This window comes from Mycobacterium rhizamassiliense, assembly GCF_900157375.1.
In the GTDB taxonomy this organism is placed as follows: Bacteria; Actinomycetota; Actinomycetes; order Mycobacteriales; family Mycobacteriaceae; genus Mycobacterium; species Mycobacterium rhizamassiliense.
In genome coordinates this window covers 259,361-274,869 of record NZ_LT721901.1, presented here as the reverse complement: position 1 = coordinate 274,869, position 15,509 = coordinate 259,361, and the positions used below count along the sequence as shown (strand labels likewise).

Annotated in this window: 19 protein-coding genes and 1 tRNA gene; 12 read left to right on the top strand and 8 right to left on the bottom strand. The window is 66.1% G+C overall.

Annotated features, from left to right (window positions below):
* The first annotated feature begins 17 nt into the window (after window positions 1–17).
* Window positions 18–2,996 (top strand): UPF0182 family protein, encoded by a 2,979-nt coding sequence (locus MRAB57_RS01375; protein WP_077085961.1) that lies wholly within the window; start codon window positions 18–20, stop codon window positions 2,994–2,996.
* A 3-nt stretch (window positions 2,997–2,999) separates the two neighbouring features.
* Here the strand turns inward: MRAB57_RS01375 and MRAB57_RS01370 are convergent, their stop codons facing one another.
* On the bottom strand, window positions 3,000–3,944 hold the full coding sequence (locus MRAB57_RS01370) for a GlxA family transcriptional regulator (protein WP_077090319.1): 945 nt from the start codon (window positions 3,942–3,944) through the stop codon (window positions 3,000–3,002).
* A 129-nt stretch (window positions 3,945–4,073) separates the two neighbouring features.
* On the opposite strand from MRAB57_RS01370, the gene MRAB57_RS01365 reads away from it, so the two are divergent.
* From MRAB57_RS01365 to MRAB57_RS01345, 5 genes are all read left to right on the top strand, one after another.
* Window positions 4,074–4,724, top strand: coding sequence for an HD domain-containing protein (locus MRAB57_RS01365; protein ID WP_077085960.1), 651 nt, complete (start codon window positions 4,074–4,076; stop codon window positions 4,722–4,724).
* A gap of 17 nt (window positions 4,725–4,741) precedes the next feature.
* Window positions 4,742–5,428, top strand: coding sequence for a nitroreductase family protein (locus tag MRAB57_RS01360; protein ID WP_077085959.1), 687 nt, complete (start codon window positions 4,742–4,744; stop codon window positions 5,426–5,428).
* 12 nt (window positions 5,429–5,440) lie between these two features.
* Window positions 5,441–5,968 carry a cupin domain-containing protein gene (locus MRAB57_RS01355; RefSeq protein WP_077085958.1) on the top strand — a complete coding sequence of 176 codons (528 nt, stop codon included), beginning with the start codon at window positions 5,441–5,443 and terminating at the stop codon, window positions 5,966–5,968.
* 73 nt (window positions 5,969–6,041) lie between these two features.
* A tRNA-Met gene (locus tag MRAB57_RS01350) sits at window positions 6,042–6,115 on the top strand.
* A 137-nt stretch (window positions 6,116–6,252) separates the two neighbouring features.
* Window positions 6,253–6,639, top strand: coding sequence for a hypothetical protein (locus MRAB57_RS01345; RefSeq protein ID WP_077085957.1), 387 nt, complete (start codon window positions 6,253–6,255; stop codon window positions 6,637–6,639).
* Here MRAB57_RS01345 and MRAB57_RS01340 read toward each other — a convergent pair.
* Both MRAB57_RS01340 and MRAB57_RS01335 read right to left on the bottom strand, forming a co-directional pair.
* Window positions 6,636–7,121, bottom strand: a complete 486-nt coding sequence (locus MRAB57_RS01340; protein WP_077090318.1) for a glutathione peroxidase — start codon at window positions 7,119–7,121, stop codon at window positions 6,636–6,638. The two genes, MRAB57_RS01345 and MRAB57_RS01340, sit on opposite strands and share 4 nt — an antisense overlap.
* 23 nt (window positions 7,122–7,144) lie before the next feature.
* Complete coding sequence (locus MRAB57_RS01335) at window positions 7,145–7,618, bottom strand: GtrA family protein (protein ID WP_077085956.1); 474 nt, start codon at window positions 7,616–7,618, stop codon at window positions 7,145–7,147.
* Between the two features lie 212 nt (window positions 7,619–7,830).
* On the opposite strand from MRAB57_RS01335, the gene MRAB57_RS01330 reads away from it, so the two are divergent.
* Window positions 7,831–8,163, top strand: a complete 333-nt coding sequence (locus tag MRAB57_RS01330) for a DUF732 domain-containing protein (protein ID WP_077085955.1) — start codon at window positions 7,831–7,833, stop codon at window positions 8,161–8,163.
* A 7-nt stretch (window positions 8,164–8,170) separates the two neighbouring features.
* Here the strand turns inward: MRAB57_RS01330 and MRAB57_RS01325 are convergent, their stop codons facing one another.
* On the bottom strand, window positions 8,171–8,791 hold the full coding sequence (locus tag MRAB57_RS01325; protein ID WP_077085954.1) for a TetR/AcrR family transcriptional regulator: 621 nt from the start codon (window positions 8,789–8,791) through the stop codon (window positions 8,171–8,173).
* A gap of 185 nt (window positions 8,792–8,976) precedes the next feature.
* Between MRAB57_RS01325 and MRAB57_RS01320 the strand changes: the two genes are divergently transcribed.
* From MRAB57_RS01320 to MRAB57_RS01315, 3 genes are read left to right on the top strand one after another with little or no spacing between them, the layout of a single operon-like run.
* Window positions 8,977–10,362 (top strand): OFA family MFS transporter, encoded by a 1,386-nt coding sequence (locus MRAB57_RS01320; RefSeq protein WP_077085953.1) that lies wholly within the window; start codon window positions 8,977–8,979, stop codon window positions 10,360–10,362.
* Window positions 10,362–10,478, top strand: coding sequence for an MFS transporter small subunit (locus tag MRAB57_RS29560; RefSeq protein ID WP_425436654.1), 117 nt, complete (start codon window positions 10,362–10,364; stop codon window positions 10,476–10,478). The genes MRAB57_RS01320 and MRAB57_RS29560 overlap by 1 nt, the downstream gene beginning before the upstream one ends.
* 45 nt (window positions 10,479–10,523) lie before the next feature.
* Window positions 10,524–10,952, top strand: coding sequence for a pyridoxamine 5'-phosphate oxidase family protein (locus MRAB57_RS01315; RefSeq protein WP_077085952.1), 429 nt, complete (start codon window positions 10,524–10,526; stop codon window positions 10,950–10,952).
* On the opposite strand, the gene MRAB57_RS01310 is transcribed toward MRAB57_RS01315, so the two are convergent.
* Both MRAB57_RS01310 and MRAB57_RS01305 read right to left on the bottom strand, forming a co-directional pair.
* Window positions 10,949–11,620 (bottom strand): PAS and ANTAR domain-containing protein, encoded by a 672-nt coding sequence (locus MRAB57_RS01310; RefSeq protein WP_077085951.1) that lies wholly within the window; start codon window positions 11,618–11,620, stop codon window positions 10,949–10,951. The two genes, MRAB57_RS01315 and MRAB57_RS01310, sit on opposite strands and share 4 nt — an antisense overlap.
* A 271-nt stretch (window positions 11,621–11,891) precedes the next feature.
* Window positions 11,892–12,341, bottom strand: coding sequence for an Hsp20/alpha crystallin family protein (locus MRAB57_RS01305; RefSeq protein ID WP_077085950.1), 450 nt, complete (start codon window positions 12,339–12,341; stop codon window positions 11,892–11,894).
* Window positions 12,342–12,485: 144 nt separating this feature from the next.
* On the opposite strand from MRAB57_RS01305, the gene MRAB57_RS01300 reads away from it, so the two are divergent.
* Window positions 12,486–12,848, top strand: coding sequence for a MerR family transcriptional regulator (locus tag MRAB57_RS01300; RefSeq protein ID WP_077085949.1), 363 nt, complete (start codon window positions 12,486–12,488; stop codon window positions 12,846–12,848).
* A gap of 98 nt (window positions 12,849–12,946) precedes the next feature.
* On the opposite strand, the gene MRAB57_RS01295 is transcribed toward MRAB57_RS01300, so the two are convergent.
* Window positions 12,947–13,219, bottom strand: coding sequence for a hypothetical protein (locus MRAB57_RS01295; protein ID WP_077090317.1), 273 nt, complete (start codon window positions 13,217–13,219; stop codon window positions 12,947–12,949).
* A gap of 67 nt (window positions 13,220–13,286) precedes the next feature.
* Window positions 13,287–14,597, bottom strand: coding sequence for an NAD(P)/FAD-dependent oxidoreductase (locus MRAB57_RS01290; protein WP_077085948.1), 1,311 nt, complete (start codon window positions 14,595–14,597; stop codon window positions 13,287–13,289).
* Window positions 14,598–14,798: 201 nt separating this feature from the next.
* Between MRAB57_RS01290 and MRAB57_RS01285 the strand changes: the two genes are divergently transcribed.
* Window positions 14,799–15,506 (top strand): GAF and ANTAR domain-containing protein, encoded by a 708-nt coding sequence (locus tag MRAB57_RS01285; protein WP_077090316.1) that lies wholly within the window; start codon window positions 14,799–14,801, stop codon window positions 15,504–15,506.
* The last annotated feature ends 3 nt before the right edge of the window (window positions 15,507–15,509 follow it).

Here is a 15,509-nt window from a genome sequence, read left to right as displayed (position 1 = left end):
ACCAGGGAGCGTAGCCAGTGGGGATGCGGCCCACCGCACGGATGCCGAAGCTGACTCGCCGGAGTCGGATTCTGATCTTGATCGCACTGGGTGTGATCGCTTTGCTGCTCGCGGGGCCGCGACTGGTCGACGCATACGTCGACTGGCTGTGGTTCGGCGAGCTCGGCTACCGCTCGGTGTTCACCACCGTGCTCGTCACCCGGATCGTCGTGTTTTTCGTCGCCGGCCTGCTGGTCGGCGGCATCGTGTTCGCCGGCCTGGCGATCGCCTATCGCACCCGCCCGGTGTTCGTCCCGAGCAACGACAACGACCCGGTGGCGCGGTATCGCAGCGTCGTGGTGTCGCGGCTGCGGACGGTGGGAATCGGGGTCCCGGTGGCCATCGGCCTGCTGGCCGGCATCATCGCGCAGAGCTATTGGGTGCGGATCCAGCTGTTCCTGCACGGCGGCAACTTCGGCATCCGGGATCCGCAGTTCGGCAAGGACCTCGGCTTCTACGCGTTCGAGCTGCCCTTCTACCGGCTGGTGCTCAGCTACATCTTTGTCGCGGTGTTCCTGGCCTTCATCGCGAACCTGTTGTCGCATTACATCTTTGGTGGCATTCGGCTGTCCGGGCGCACCGGCGCGCTGAGCCGATCGGCCCGCATCCAGCTGGTCAGCCTGATCGGAACGCTGGTGGTGCTCAAGGCCGTCGCGTATTGGCTGGACCGCTACGAGCTGTTGTCGCACACGCGCGGCGGTAAGCCGTTCACCGGCGCGGGCTACACCGACATCAACGCCGTGCTGCCGGCGAAGCTGATCCTGGCGGCGATCGCGCTGATCTGCGCTGCCGCGGTGTTCTCCGCGGTCATGTTCCGCGACTTGCGGATCCCGGCCATCGGGCTGGTGCTGTTGCTGCTGTCGTCGCTGATCGTCGGCGCCGGCTGGCCGTTGGTCGTCGAGCAGATCAGCGTCCGACCCAACGCCGCCCAAAAGGAAAGCGAATACATCGGCCGCAGCATCGCCGCGACCCGGCAGGCCTACGGCCTGACGGCGGATCAGGTGACGTACCGCAACTACAGCGGCGACAGCCCGGCCAACGCCCAGCAGGTCGCGGCCGACCGCGCCACCACGTCGAACATCCGGCTGCTCGACCCCACGATCATCAGCCCGGCGTTCACCCAGTTCCAGCAGGGCAAGAACTTCTACTACTTTCCCGACCAGCTGTCCATCGACCGCTACCTGGACCGCAACGGCGCACTGCGCGACTACGTCGTGGCGGCCCGGGAACTCAACCCGGACAGGCTGATTGACAACCAGCGCGACTGGATCAACCGGCACACCGTCTACACCCACGGCAACGGATTCATCGCCTCGCCGGCCAACACGGTGCGCGGCATCGCCAACGACCCCACCCAAAACGGTGGCTACCCGGAGTTCATGGTCAACGTCGTCGGAGCCAACGGCGGCGTGGTATCCGACGGGCCCGCGCCGCTGGACCAGCCGCGCATCTACTTCGGTCCAGTCATCTCCAATACGGCGGCCGACTACGCGATCGTCGGCAAGAACGGTGCCGACCGCGAATACGACTACGAGACCAACACCGAGACCAAGAACTACACCTACACCGGGATGGGCGGAGTCCCGATCGGCGACTGGCTGTCGCGCAGCGTGTTCGCGGCCAAGTTCGCCGAGCGAAACTTCTTGTTCTCCAGCGTGATTGGCTCGAACAGCAAGATCCTGTTCAACCGCGATCCGGCGGCGCGGGTGGAGGCGGTCGCGCCGTGGCTGACGACCGACAGCTCGGTGTACCCGGCGATCGTGAACAAGCGGCTGGTGTGGATCGTGGACGGCTACACCACGCTGGACAACTACCCGTATTCCGAACTGACGTCACTGGAGTCGGCCACCGCGGACTCCACCGAGGTGGCGTTCAACCACCTGGGCCCGGACAAGCAGGTGTCCTACATCCGGAACTCGGTGAAGGCCACCGTCGATGCCTACGACGGCACCGTGTCGCTTTACGCGCAGGATGAACAGGACCCGGTGCTCAAGGCCTGGATGCAGGTGTTCCCGGGGACGGTCAAGCCCAAGAGCGACATCACCCCCGAGCTCGCCGAGCACCTGCGCTACCCCGAGGACCTGTTCAAGGTGCAGCGCATGCTGCTGGCCAAGTACCACGTCAACGACCCGGTGACGTTCTTCTCCACGTCTGACTTCTGGGACGTGCCGCTGGACCCGAACCCGACCGCCAGCAGCTATCAGCCGCCGTACTACATCGTCGCGAAAAACATTGCGAAGAACGATAATTCGTCGTCGTACCAGCTGACGAGCGCGATGAACAGGTTCAAGCGTGACTATCTGGCCGCCTACATCAGCGCCAGTTCCGATCCCTCGACGTACGGCAGGATCACCGTGCTGACCATTCCGGGTCAGGTCAACGGACCGAAGCTGGCCAATAACGCGATCACCACCGACCCGGCGGTCTCGCAGGACCTCGGTGTGATCGGGCGCGACAACCAGAACCGAATACGTTGGGGCAACCTGCTCACGCTGCCGGTGGCTCAGGGCGGGCTGCTTTATGTCGAGCCGGTCTATGCCTCCCCGGGCGCCAGCGACGCCGCGTCGTCGTACCCGCGGCTGATCCGCGTGGCGATGATGTACAACGACAAGATCGGCTACGGGCCCACCGTGGGTGATGCACTGACGGGTCTGTTCGGGCCCGGTGCGGGTGCGGCCGCGACGGGGATCGTTCCCACCGATGGCGGTGGTGCTCCGCAGAGCCCGCCCGCGCCGCAGGGCACGCCACCGCCGCCTGGCTCGCCTCCGCCGGCTGCGGTACCGCCCGCCCCGGACGGTGCGACGACGTTGTCGCCGGCGAAAGCCGCTGCGCTGCAGGAGATTCAGAGCGCGCTCGGCGCCGCGAAGGACGCGCAGAAGAAGGGCGATTTCGCGGGCTACGGCGCGGCGCTGCAACGCCTCGACGACGCCATCACCAAGTACAACAACACGAAGTAGCCGTCACGCGTAGGCGGTTTGGAACCTGCCCCGGTAGGCCTTCGGGCTGATGCCCAGGTGGTTGACGAACACCCGTCGCAGCGTCTCGGTGCTGCCGAAGCCGGCCATGCCCGCGGTCTCGGTGACCGACCGGCCGGATTCCAGTGCGCCGCGGGCGAAGTCGATGCGGACCAATTCGACGTAGCGGGCCGGGCTCATACCCAGCTCGGACTGAAACAGCCGGGTCAGCTGACGGGTGCTCAAAGATGCCCGGGCCGCAAGCCTTTTCACGCTGTGGTCGCCGGCGGGGTCGGCCGCGATCGCGTCGGTGACCGCGCGCAGCGGCGACTGTGGCGGCGGGTCGGCCTCGACCAACACCGAGAATTGCGATTGGCCGCCGGCGCGTTTGAGATAGACGACCAGCCAGCGGGCCACGTCGCGGACCAGCGCGCTGCCGTAGTCCATTTCGACGAGCGCGAGCGCCAGGTCGATGCCCGACGAGATACCGGCCGAGGTGAACACGTCGCCGTCGCGGACGAAGATCGCGTCCGGCTCGACGGTGATGTCGCGGAAGGCCCGGCCCAGCCGCCGGGCATCGTGCCAGTGCGTGGTGGCGCGCCGGCCGCTGAGCAGCCCAGCTTGGGCGAGGACGAACGACCCGGTGCAGATGGACCCCATCCGCCGGGTCCGCGCCGACATCGCCCTGACGGCCTCCACGAGCGCGGGGTCGATCGGCCGGCCCGGCAGGTCGTCGCTGCCGGCGACCAGCACGGTATCCGCGGATTCGATCGACGAGATGCTGTCGGTGACGCCCAGCCGGGTCCCGATCGACGAGGTCACGTCGTCGCCGTCCAGCGACGCGATCTTCAGCCGGTAGTCGGCGCCGAACCGGTTGGCCTCGACGAAGACCTCACCCGCCCCCGCGACGTCTAACAGCGTCACCCCGTCGAAGACGACGATCACCACCACCCGCGAACTTTGCGCCACCCAGCCATTGTGTCGCTTTCTGTGGACAGGACGGCTCGAACGCCGAAGGTCGAATCGCCTGCGCGTCGGCAAACTGACTCTCCAGACCGCCTAACCAAGGAGACCAAGATCATGGATATTCAGTTGATGGACACCATCGCCGACGTCGTCATCCCGGACACCGCGCTGGTGCGCGACATCACCGAGTTCATTCGCGGCGCCGAGGACGATCTGCTGTTCGACCACTCGCGCCGCGTGTTCCTGTTCGGTGCGCTGCAGGGCCGCCGTCGCGGAATCGAGCCCGACCTGGAGCTGCTGTACGCCGGCGCGATGTTCCACGACATGGGCCTGACCGAGCGCTACCGCACCTCGAACCTGCGCTTCGAAGTGGACAGCGCCAACCTGGCCCGCGAATTCCTGCTGGACCACGGCGTCGAACAGGCCGATGCTGACAAGGTGTGGTTGGGCATCGCGTTACACACCACCCCCGGCATACCGGACTTCCTCGCACCCGAAATCGCCTTGGTCACCGCGGGTGTCGAGACCGACGTGCTCGGCATCGGCCGCGACGACCTTGCCCCGGAGGCCCTTGCGGCCGTAACCGCCGCCCACCCGCGGCCGGATTTCAAGCAGCGCATCCTGACGGCGTTCAACGACGGCATGAAGCACCGCCCGCACAGCACCTTCGGCACCGTCAACGCCGACGTGCTGCAGCACTTCGACCCGACGTTCGACCGCGACAACTTCGTCGACATCATCCTGCGCAACACCTGGCCCGAGTAGCGGGACGGAACGGCGAAATGGACATCTACGAAGGCCTTTACACCACCAGGATGATGCGGCGGCTGCGGCCGGATCCGGTCCCGCTCGAGACGCAGGCCCGCATCCTCGACGCGGCCGTGCGCGCCCCCAACGGGGGCAACACGCAACGCTGGCACTTCCTAGCGGTCGACGATCCGGAGCTCATCGCTGCGTTCGCTCAACTGTTCCGGCGGGCCCGCGCGCTGGAGTACGAGAAGTTCCAAACGGGGACCGGACCGATGGTGGCGACGGCGCCCGGTGCCGACGCCGCCGCGCATGTCGCGACGATGCGGCGGATGAAGGGCTCGGGCGATTACCTGGCCGACCATTTCGAGGAAATCCCGCTGCTGCTCTTCGTCTTCGCGATCGACGACCTCGGCGGCGCCAACATCTACCCGGCGATCTGGAGCGCGTTGCTCGCCGCGCGTGCCGAGGGTGTCGGCGGGGTCATGACGATGGTGCTGCGCAATTTCGAGGACGAGGTGAACGGGTTGCTCGGTGTGCCGGTCGAGGAAGGCTGGAAGATGTCGGCGATGCTGACGCTCGGTTACCCGTTGGGCAACTGGGGCGTGGCAGCCAATCGCCATCCCGTGCAAGAGGTTTCGTCCCGAAACCACTGGGGCAAGCCGTTCGGTCTCGAGGTGCCGCAGCCGCTGTGGCCACCACAGGACGCAGTGAGCGCATAGGAAGGAGCGTCAATGGCCAACATCGGGGTTTCGGTCGTGCAGCCCGGGGAGGGTGACTACGCAGCCATTCCGGGCTTCGGCGCGACGTTCAAGCTATCCGGCAAGAACAACAACGGCGAGGTGTCCATCGTCGAGCATCCGTTCGAGGTCGGCTTCATCTCCGCCGCGCACCGCCATACCCGCGAGGACGAGCACTCGTACGTGCTGGCCGGCGAGATCGGCTTCCGGTCCGACGACAGCGAGGTGGTGCTCGGCCCCGGCGGTTACATCACCAAGCCGCGCGGCCAGATGCACGCGATGTGGAACGCCGGCAGCGTGCCCGGCCGCATCATCGAGATCATCACCCCCGGCGGATTCGAGCACTACTTCCGCGAGCTGGGGGAGCTGCTCGACGAGCACGCGGCCGACTCGGCCGGCAAGCCGCTGCACGAGCTGCCGGAGTTCGGTGAGTTGGCGACCAAGTACGGCATCACCTACGGCTCGCCGGCGTGGATGGACGACATCGCGCAGCGGTATGGGCTGCGGCCGCCCACCCACTGAGCTGGCCCGTTGCGCCTACTTAGCCCGCGATTTGGTTGGCTCGACACCGGTTCGGTAACCTCTCATTTACCAACGCGGGGTGGAGCAGCTCGGTAGCTCGCTGGGCTCATAACCCAGAGGTCGCAGGTTCGAATCCTGTCCCCGCTACTAGCGGGACGGCCCCCGGAGATTCTCCGGGGGCCGTTTTCATGCCGTCCGCATCTCGCCCGGGCGTTGTGCCGTGCTGAGAAGCGGGTAACCGACGCCGTAGTGCTGGGAATCAGGTCTAATCGGAAGGCGGGGTCATGGGTGGTTACGAAGGCGGCCGGTGGGATGTCGGTGTCGAGGGTGGTGCGGTCTACGTCGAGCGCATCTCTGAGGACGACAAGTCGCTATTCGAAGACTCGTTGGAACCGGAAGAGGCTCGCCAGCTCGCCGGGCTCCTGACGAAGTACGCCGACAAAGCCGAGCAGGCTGGGGAGTCCGACGAGGATGACGAGGACTCCGACGACGAGGACTCCGACGGCGAGAAGTCCAAGTCCGCCAAGTCCGACGGCGAGTCTGACGACGACGACTCTGACGACGACTCTGACGACGAGGACTCCGACGACGAGGACTCCGACGACGATAAGGCCAAGGACTCCGACGACGAGGACTCCGACGACGACAAGTCCAAGGACTCCAAGGACTAAGGCAGCACGGCCTCGATCGCGCTGATCACCTCGGGGGCGTCGGGCTCGGTGCGGGGCCGGAAGCGATTCGCCACCTCACCGCCGGGCCCGATCAGGAATTTCTCGAAGTTCCACTGGATGTCGCCGCCCTGGCCGTCGGCATCGTTGGCCTTGGTCAGCTCGGCGTACAGCGGGTGGCGGTCGTCGCCGTTGACGTCGGTCTTGGCCAGCAGCGGGAACGTCACGCCGTAGGTCGTCGAGCAGAATTCCTGGATCTCGTCGGCGCTGCCCGGCTCCTGGCCCATGAACTGGTTGCACGGGACGCCGACGACCGTCAGGCCGCGGCCGCCGTAATCCTTGGCCAGCTTCTCCAGCGCGGTGTACTGCGGGGTCAGCCCGCATTTGGAGGCTACGTTGACGACAAGCGTTGCGCCGTCGGACAATTCGGCCAGCGTGGTCGGCTTGCCGTCGAGGGTGGTTAGGGCGATGTCTTTGAGGGTCACGCCGATGACGCTAACACCGAGGATCATCGGCGGAAGACCAACCACCGCATCGCGGAGTACATGTACACGGCCTCGCAGATCGCCGCCGCCAGGCGCGACAGCTGGTACTGCACGCCCAGGGCCGCCAGCCCGGTGGACACCCCAAGGATGAAGGCCAGGTAGTTGACGATCACCACCACCACATAGATCGCGAGCTGTGGCCCGACCGGCGCGTGGGACTGAAAGTTGAAGGTGCGGTTGAGCGCGTAGCTGAGCGTGAACGCGCACGCATAGGCGACCGTGACGGCGATCGGCACCGCTACACCGAGGCCGCTGTGCAGGCCGGTGAGGATCGCCAGGTCGACGCTGAACGTGAAGCCGTTGATCAAGCAGAAGCCGAGAAACGTCGGCGCGACGACCGACGCCAGCCCGAACGGTAGCCGGGCGACGACGGCCTCACACCACTGATGAAAGCGGTCGATGAGGCGTGGGGGATGGGTCCGCGCTTCGCCTGCCACAGGCGCACCGTGCCATGAACAGGTATCCGCGACGTGACCGGGTGGCAACTGCCAGGCAGACAGAACGGCCGGCTCCCCGCCCGGTGCGGGCATTTCGGCAATGTCAGGCGCCCGACCCCCGCGTATGCGACAGTGTCCAGTGAACGCCGCAAATGCGCGTCAGCAACGATTCGCTCCGCGAGGAACGTAATCCCCATATCGAGGAGTCAACAATGAAGAGCACGGCACGGTTGACCGGCACCGTGGTGGCCGCACTGGGGGGCCTTTGCCTGGCCGCCGCCCCGATGGCGAGCGCCGATGTCATGGATGACGCTTACCTGCACGCGCTGACGCAAGGTGGCATTAGCTGGGACAATGGCGCGGATTCGAAGATGATCACGGTCGGCCACGCGGTGTGCCAGGACTGGGCCGGCGGCAATACGCTCGACCAGACCGTCACCGACGTGCGCAAGGCGCTCGGGCTGAGCGACAACGGCACCGGAACCATCATCGGTGCCGCGACTGCGGCGTACTGCCCGCAGTATCAGAGCAAACTCCCGACATAACGCCGAGTTAACGCGCGGGCGTCTTCGCGCCGAGGCGGCACGCGATCGAATCGAAGAGCGCGGCCACCAGCTCGACGACGTCCTGCCGGGACAGCCCGGACTCCCCGTTGAGCCACTCGAGCAAATAGGCGTCGGCCGCGGCGACGACGCCGAGCCCGAACATGTGCCTGTCCCGGTCGCTCACCTTCGGCGTCGCGGGCAGCAGATCGGCGACAAGCTGGGCGAGTTGGGCCAGGCCCGCTTGCCTACTGTTCCGCGCCAGCGGGCCGCCGCTGATGACTTCGCGCAGCTTGATGCGGCCTCGGCCGGGGTTGCCCTCCAGCTCGCGGCTGATCGCGTCGATCATGGCGCGCGCGCCGTCGGTCCCGCCCTTCGAGGCTTCGATGGCGGCGCGGCTGCCCGCGATCTCGTCCGCGACCAGCTGGTCGTAGACGGCGGCCAGCAGCGAGTCCAAATCCGGGAAGCTCTCCCCGAAGTAGCGATCGCGCAGGCCGGACTGACGCAGTACCGCCCGGATCGAGGTGCCCGCGTAGCCGTGCTCGCCGAACAGCTCGATGCCGGCGTCGATCAACCGCGCGCGGCGTTCGGCGACGCGTTCGGCCGCCGTCTTGCCGTCGTAATCCCGCATCGGTCGATGCTAGATCAACGCGACGCCGGCGGGAGCGATATGTGAGGGCAATCACTATCAGATGACACGGAGCCGCAGACGCACGCATCCGAAATTGGCTGCCGCCACGCCACTTCGGTGGCAATGCGTGTTGTCAATGCCCCGCTCGGTGAGTAAATCCCGCGACCCTCGGACAGAATTGCGCTGTGCCGCAACGACGCTCTGCCGGGTTCTTGTCGCGCGAACGAATCGTCGCCAGCCCAGGCTGGAGCCGATGGCTGGTTCCTCCCGCCGCGCTTTCGATACACCTCGCTATAGGCAGCGTCTACTCCTGGAGCGTGTTCAAGCTTCCGCTACACGAAACCCTCGGAGCCTCAGGACTTCTCAGTGCCATGCCGTTCACTCTGGGCATCGTCATGCTGGGGCTGTCGGCGGCCGTCTTCGGCACCGCGGTCGACCGCAGGGGCCCGCGTTGGGCGATGTGCATCGCGGCTTCGTGTTTTTGCGGGGGATTGTTGGTCTCGGCGTTGGCCGCCGAGATCGGCCAGATGTGGCTCATCATCGTGGGTTACGGGGTGATCGGCGGGATCGGTCTCGGAATCGGTTACATCTCACCGGTTTCGACGCTGATGAAGTGGTTTCCCGACCGGCCGGGCATGGCCACGGGATTCGCGATCATGGGATTCGGCGGTGGCGCACTCATCGCCTCGCCGTGGTCGTCGCAGTTGATGAAGTGGTTCGGCATCGATCGACAGGGGCTGGCCGCGACGTTCGCGGTGATGGGGCTGGTGTACGCGGTGTTCATGTCCGCGGGAATCCTCCTGATTCGGCTGCCCGCAGTGGATTTCGCGCCGCCGGTCGCCCGGGCCGCGCCCAAGGCGCGCCGCGTCGCGGGTCCCGACCGCACGGCCGACGAGGCGATCAAGACCCCGCAATTCTGGCTGCTGTGGGTGGTGCTCTGCTTCAACGTCACCGCGGGAATCGGCATCCTGGAGCGGGCGGCGCCCATCTACCGCGACTACTTCCCGCGCGCGACCTCTCCGGCGGCGGTGACGGCGGCCGCGGCGGGATTCGTGGCGATGCTGTCGCTGGCGAATTCGATGGGGCGCATCCTGTGGTCCTCGGCTTCGGATGCGGTCGGGCGCAAGAACTCCTATCGGCTCTACCTCGGTGTCGGCGCGGTGCTCTATCTGGTCCTGATCCTCGCGCACAACGCCAGCAAGCCGCTGTTCCTGCTGGTGTGCATCGTGTTGTTGTCGTTCTATGGCGCCGGCTTCTCGACCGCGCCGGCCTATCTGCGCGACCTGTTCGGCTACCAGGAGGTCGGCGCCATCCACGGCAGGTTGTTGACCGCCTGGTCGACCGCGGGAGTCTTCGGGCCGGTTATCGTCAACGCGATAGCCGACAACCGGATTGCCGCCGGCGTCGTTGGGCCCGCCCGTTATCGATGGTCATTCGCGATCATGCTCGGACTGTTGCTGATCGGATTGGTTTGCAACGAATTGATCCGTACGCCGCTTCCGCCCAATTCGGTTGCACCCAAAGCTAATACAACCGTGCGGGCGGCGGCGATTCCCGAGGAGGTCGGCTGATGACTCAGCGATCGAGCGTGGCCAACGCGATCGCAAGCTGGTTGTGGGTGGGGGTGCCGTTCATGTATGGCGTCTACCAGCTGGTCGCCAAGATTCCCGCCCTTTTCACCAATTGACGCTGCGCCGGGAATAGCCGGGCGTTCGCGGGGGTTCCCCCGGCCATGACTGCTTTCAGTGAGCCCCAGCGTGAAGATTTCCTCGCGGCACTGCACGTCGGCGTGTTGTCGGTCGCGGCCGAGGACGGCCGTCCCCCGGCCAGCGTCCCGATTTGGTACGACTACACCCCCGGCCAGAACATTCGGGTGAACACCGGTGCGTCGTCGCGCAAGGCCAAGCTGATCGAGCGCGCCGGTGTGGTGACGCTGGTCGTCCAGCGCGAGGAGCCGCCGTATCAGTACGTGGTCGTCGAGGGCAGCGTCGTCGACACCACCGAGCCCACCCCGATCGAGGTGCGCGAGGAGATCGCGATCCGCTACCTCGGGGAAGAGGGCGGGCGCGCGTTCGTCCGCAGCCTCGAAGGGCAACAGAGCGTGCTGTTCACCATCCGCCCCGACCGTTGGATCACGGCGGACTTCTCGGGTGAGCTCTAGGCGCTTTTGACGCGCTGATGCGCGGTCAACAGCAGGTGGTCGAACTCCGCGTGTGAGGTCAGGCCCGGCCCGGCGCCACGGAACTCGTCGCAGATCCGCTCGGCCAGCGGCCGGAGCTTGACGTTTGCGTCCTGTGACAGCCATTTGAGCAATTCGAACGCCGCGGTCTCGCCGATCCCGTAGATCAGCATCAACATCCCCTTGGCCTGCTCGATGCACGCACGCTGTTCGGCGATTTCGGCCAGCCTCGCCGTGACCATGTCTTCGTTTTGCTGATCCGACGGCGGCGTGACGTCGACATAGAAGCCGTGCGATCCGATGATGTCACCGTTGTTGTTGTACAGCTGGTCACCCACGACGACGACGTGGTGAACCTCCCCGGCGGTGTCGATGATGCGGTGCCGGGTGCTGAACGCCTGGTAGGTGTTCAGGATCTGATCGATGGTGGCCGCGACCTGGCCGCGGTCGTCGGGGTGCTTGTGCGCGAGCACCAGGTCGGTGGTGGGGGTGACGGTGCCCGGCGCGTACCCGTGCATCCGCTGCACCTGCTCGGACCATTCCCATCGCTGGTCGGCGAAATAGAACCGGAACCATCCCGCGCGCGCAGGCTCACCGCCGGCCAAGGCCTGCTCGACGTCCGCCGAATCGCCATTCAGGTTCCAATTCATTTCGGCTCTTCTCCTCGGGCTCAGTTCACCGGGCGCGCGACCGTGGAATTGGGCGTGCGCCATTGAACCGGGTGGGTACGGGGTGAATGCGAAAACTCGCGAGCCGGTCCGACATTGCGGGCCGTTGGGGATGGTGCTGACTGTTCAACACCGAGGGCGGAATCAAATATGTCATAAGGCGCTGACCTCCGGTGGAATGCTCGATCAATGGCGGAGTGCTGTTGCTGGGCGGGCGGCGACGGCCGGGCGGCGGCCGCCGCCCGCCACGCGATCAGGCGTTGATGACCTCGCGCTTTGCGGTGCTCTCGGCGATCGCCTGGTGCCCGGCGTTGCGGCCGACCGAGATCTTGCGTGGCTTCGCCTTTTCGGCCACCGGAATGCGCAGACTCAGGACGCCTTCGGAGTAGGTCGCCTCGATCCGTTCGGTGTCGAGGTTTTCGCCGAGTATCAGCTGACGGCTGAACACTCCCCGCGGCCGCTCGGTGGCCAGCATTTCCCGGTTGGGGTCGACGCCCGGCCGTTCGGCGCGCACAGTGACGACGTTGCGCTCGATGTCGATGTCCAGCGAGTCGGCGTCGATCCCGGGCAAGTCGAATTCGACGACGAATTCTTCGCCTTCCCGCCAGGCGTCCATCGGCATCACCGCCGGACGAGCCGCCGTGCCCAGCACGTGGTGGGCGAAACGGTCCAGCTCCCGGAACGGGTCGGTACGCATCAGCATTGCAGTCACCTCTCACTCCAATCTGTTGCTCTGTGCTAGCGTTATATCTATGCCATGAGGCACAGATTTTATATATCACCATCGAAAGTTCAGTGCAAGTGTAGTAAACAGATTTTCTGTGGCAGTCCAGCAAGGGGGTGCTCGATGACCGATCTTCCGGGTGGCGGCGGTGGGCCGTCGTCCGATCACGGCGTATACGGGATCTCGGTGGCCGCGGAGCTTTCCGGTATTCCGGTGCAGTCATTGCGCCTCTACGAGCGCCACGGATTGCTTATGCCAGACCGAAGCGGTGGCGGGACCCGCCGCTACAGTGCCGACGACTTGGCCCGCCTCAAGCGAATCAGCGCGCTGGTCGAGGCCGGCGTCAACCTGGTCGGCATCGCGCGCATCCTCGGCCTCGAGGACGACAATGCCGCGCTGTCGGAGGCCAATACGGACCTGCGGTCCAGCAACCGCTCGCTCCGCGAGTCAGCGAAATCTGCTCGCCCCGAACGTAACTCGGATTAGTTTCCGGCATCTGAGTCGCCACTGGCTTCACCGTCGGGCTGATCTTTGCGCCGAGGTTCACCCGGTTGATCGCGGGCACCTGCCCAGCGCACCGTGATTCACCTCTCGACGTTGTAGAACGATTCGCCGTCTTCGGGCGTGCCGTCGATTTGGCCGCGCTCGCGACCGTGCGCATCGGGGTCGATGCCGTCCAGGTCGGGCTGCTCGGCCGGACGGTCCAGGCCCGCGCGGTCGGAGATCTCGGCCGCGAGCTTCTCGTCGAGAGTTTTGTGTTCCTCGGCGCTGATCCAGCGCTCGGGTGGATCGACCACCGCGTCACCGTCGTCGTTGCGCACCTCGTCGGAGTCCAGGCTCTCCGACTGCTCGAGCATGTTGTCGCTGTTGTCGCTATCCACGATGGCCGGTTGCCCGACACCGCGGGGGATTAAACGGCCGGCGTCAGCTGATCTTCGGCAGCGGGATGCCCTCGCTGGTGGAGAACTGCGCGTCGTCTTGCGACGACAGCCCGATCGACACCACCGAACGGGCGAACAGCGCGTCGGTCAGGTAGGCCAGCGAGACCGCCCACCGGTTGACCGGCCGCGGGATCGCGTACAGGTGGTAGGCGCGCGTCACCACCTTGGCGGGAAAGCCGGACAGGTGGACGTTGAGCGGGTTGGCCACCGCGTAGTGCGGTCCGAGGTCGACCACCAGGCCCAGGTTGCGGTGTTTGTATTCCTTGGCGGTGCCGTGTCCGAGGCTGGCGGCCACGTTGCGGGCGAGCACCTTGCCCTGGCGGGTCGCGTGCTGGGCGGTCGGCGGGGTGATCTTGCCCGGCTGGGTCAGGTCGGGGACCGCGGCCGCGTCGCCGGCCGCGAACACCTCGGGGTGCTCGGGCACTTGCAGGTCGGGTTGCACCTTGAGCCGGCCCTTCTCGGTCGGCAGGCCCAGATCCGAGATCAGCGGCGCGCCGGTGACCCCGGTGACCCAGGCGACCGTATGCGTATCGATGCGCGAATCATCTTTGAGGACAACGTGATCGGCGTGCACTTCCTTGAGCGTCATGCCGAGCCGGACGTCGATGCCGCGGCGGCGCAGCACCTTCAGCGCGGCCTTGCCGAGTTTCTCGCCGACCTCGGGCATCACCTGCTCGGCGGTGTCCAGCAGCACGAACTTGACGGAGTCGGCGTCGAACCGCATCTGCTTGGCCGCCGCGTCGGCCAGTGCCCGCAGCTGCGCGACGAGTTCGGTGCCGGAATAGGACGCGCCCACCACCACGACGGTGCGCCGCGCCGCGGCCACCCTGGGGTCGTCCTCGATGTTGGCCAGCTCCAGCTGCTCGACGATGTGGTCGCGCAGGTAGAGCGCCTCGGCGGCGGTCTTCAGCCCACGCGCGTGCTCGGCCAGCCCCGGGATGTCGAACAGCCGGGTCACCGAGCCCGGCGTCAGCACCAGCCGATCCCAGGACATGCGACGTTGACGTCGCTCCAGATCGCAGTAGGTCAGGGAGCGTTGTGCGAAATCCACGCCCTCGACCCGGCCGCGCACCAGGCGAACGCCTTTGAGGGCGTTGGCCAGCGGCACCGCGACGAAGCGGGCGTCGACCACGCCGCCGGCGACATCGGGCAGCAGCGGCGTGTAGAGCATGTAATCGACCGGGGAGATCACGGTGATGTCCACATCGTCGTGCCGTCGACGAAGGATGCGGGACAGGCGGCGGGCGCAGGTGAATCCGGTGAAACCACTGCCGACGATCACTATTGAAGTCACGGATCCGAGTCTAAAGCGCAATCGGGGGCATTGTGAAAAGTGTTGCGCTCGAATGTGTTACGCGGACGATTTCGTTAATTGGTTACGGAGTTCTATTTTGCCTAGACAGCCGAACTTTCGCGGGTGACCATGGGGTGAGGGGGTGGCGTAGCCTTGAGCTCGCAATATGGGCCGAGGTCGACGTCCAGGAAGGGGCGCTTCATCACGGACAGCACGAACGCGATCGTCGCCCAGCTGGCCGACCTCGTCGCCAGCCTGGAGCGCGAGGACACCGACACCACGACCGGCCTGCGCGAACTCGTCGACAATGGCGCTCGGCACGTGGCGGGGTCGCAGTACGCGGGGATCACGCTGGCTGAGGGCGGCAAGGCGGTCACGAATGTCGTTGCTACACACCGCTATCCCGAGATCCTCGACGCGGTCCAGAACGAGTATCGGGAAGGGCCGTGCGTTGCGGCGGTCTGGCAGCACCACATCATGCACGTGACCGACCTGAGCTTGGACGAGCGCTGGCCGCGCTATCAGCAGTACGCGCTGGCCCAGACGCCGATCCGCTCGATCCTGTCCTTCGAGTTGTTCGTCGAGGGCGATACCACCGCGGCGCTCAATTTCTACGCCGAGGAGCCGCACGCGTTCACCGAGGACGCGGTGGAGCTCGGCGCCGTCTTCGCCAGTCATATAGCGCTGGCCTGGTCGATGCTTCGCCGCCAGGACCAATTCCGCAGCGCGTTGGCCACCCGCGACGTCATCGGGCAGGCCAAAGGGATCGTGATGGAGCGTTTCAATCTCGACGCTATCGAAGCATTCGAGCTGCTGTCCCGCCTGTCGCAGCAGTCCAACACCAAACTCCACGACATCGCGCACGCGCTGGTCGACAGCGAACATCCGCTCAAGCGCCGGCATCGCTGAGCC

Coding starts and splice junctions, on each gene's coding strand:
- MRAB57_RS01365 (WP_077085960.1), top strand. CDS start 4,074: ATGGATATTCAGTTGATGGACACCATCGCCGACGTCGTCATCCCGGAC.
- MRAB57_RS01360 (WP_077085959.1), top strand. CDS start 4,742: ATGGACATCTACGAAGGCCTTTACACCACCAGGATGATGCGGCGGCTG.
- MRAB57_RS01355 (WP_077085958.1), top strand. CDS start 5,441: ATGGCCAACATCGGGGTTTCGGTCGTGCAGCCCGGGGAGGGTGACTAC.
- MRAB57_RS01345 (WP_077085957.1), top strand. CDS start 6,253: ATGGGTGGTTACGAAGGCGGCCGGTGGGATGTCGGTGTCGAGGGTGGT.
- MRAB57_RS01330 (WP_077085955.1), top strand. CDS start 7,831: ATGAAGAGCACGGCACGGTTGACCGGCACCGTGGTGGCCGCACTGGGG.
- MRAB57_RS01325 (WP_077085954.1), bottom strand. CDS start 8,791: ATGCGGGATTACGACGGCAAGACGGCGGCCGAACGCGTCGCCGAACGC.
- MRAB57_RS29560 (WP_425436654.1), top strand. CDS start 10,362: ATGACTCAGCGATCGAGCGTGGCCAACGCGATCGCAAGCTGGTTGTGG.
- MRAB57_RS01315 (WP_077085952.1), top strand. CDS start 10,524: ATGACTGCTTTCAGTGAGCCCCAGCGTGAAGATTTCCTCGCGGCACTG.
- MRAB57_RS01310 (WP_077085951.1), bottom strand. CDS start 11,620: ATGAATTGGAACCTGAATGGCGATTCGGCGGACGTCGAGCAGGCCTTG.
- MRAB57_RS01305 (WP_077085950.1), bottom strand. CDS start 12,341: ATGCTGATGCGTACCGACCCGTTCCGGGAGCTGGACCGTTTCGCCCAC.
- MRAB57_RS01300 (WP_077085949.1), top strand. CDS start 12,486: ATGACCGATCTTCCGGGTGGCGGCGGTGGGCCGTCGTCCGATCACGGC.
- MRAB57_RS01295 (WP_077090317.1), bottom strand. CDS start 13,219: ATGCTCGAGCAGTCGGAGAGCCTGGACTCCGACGAGGTGCGCAACGAC.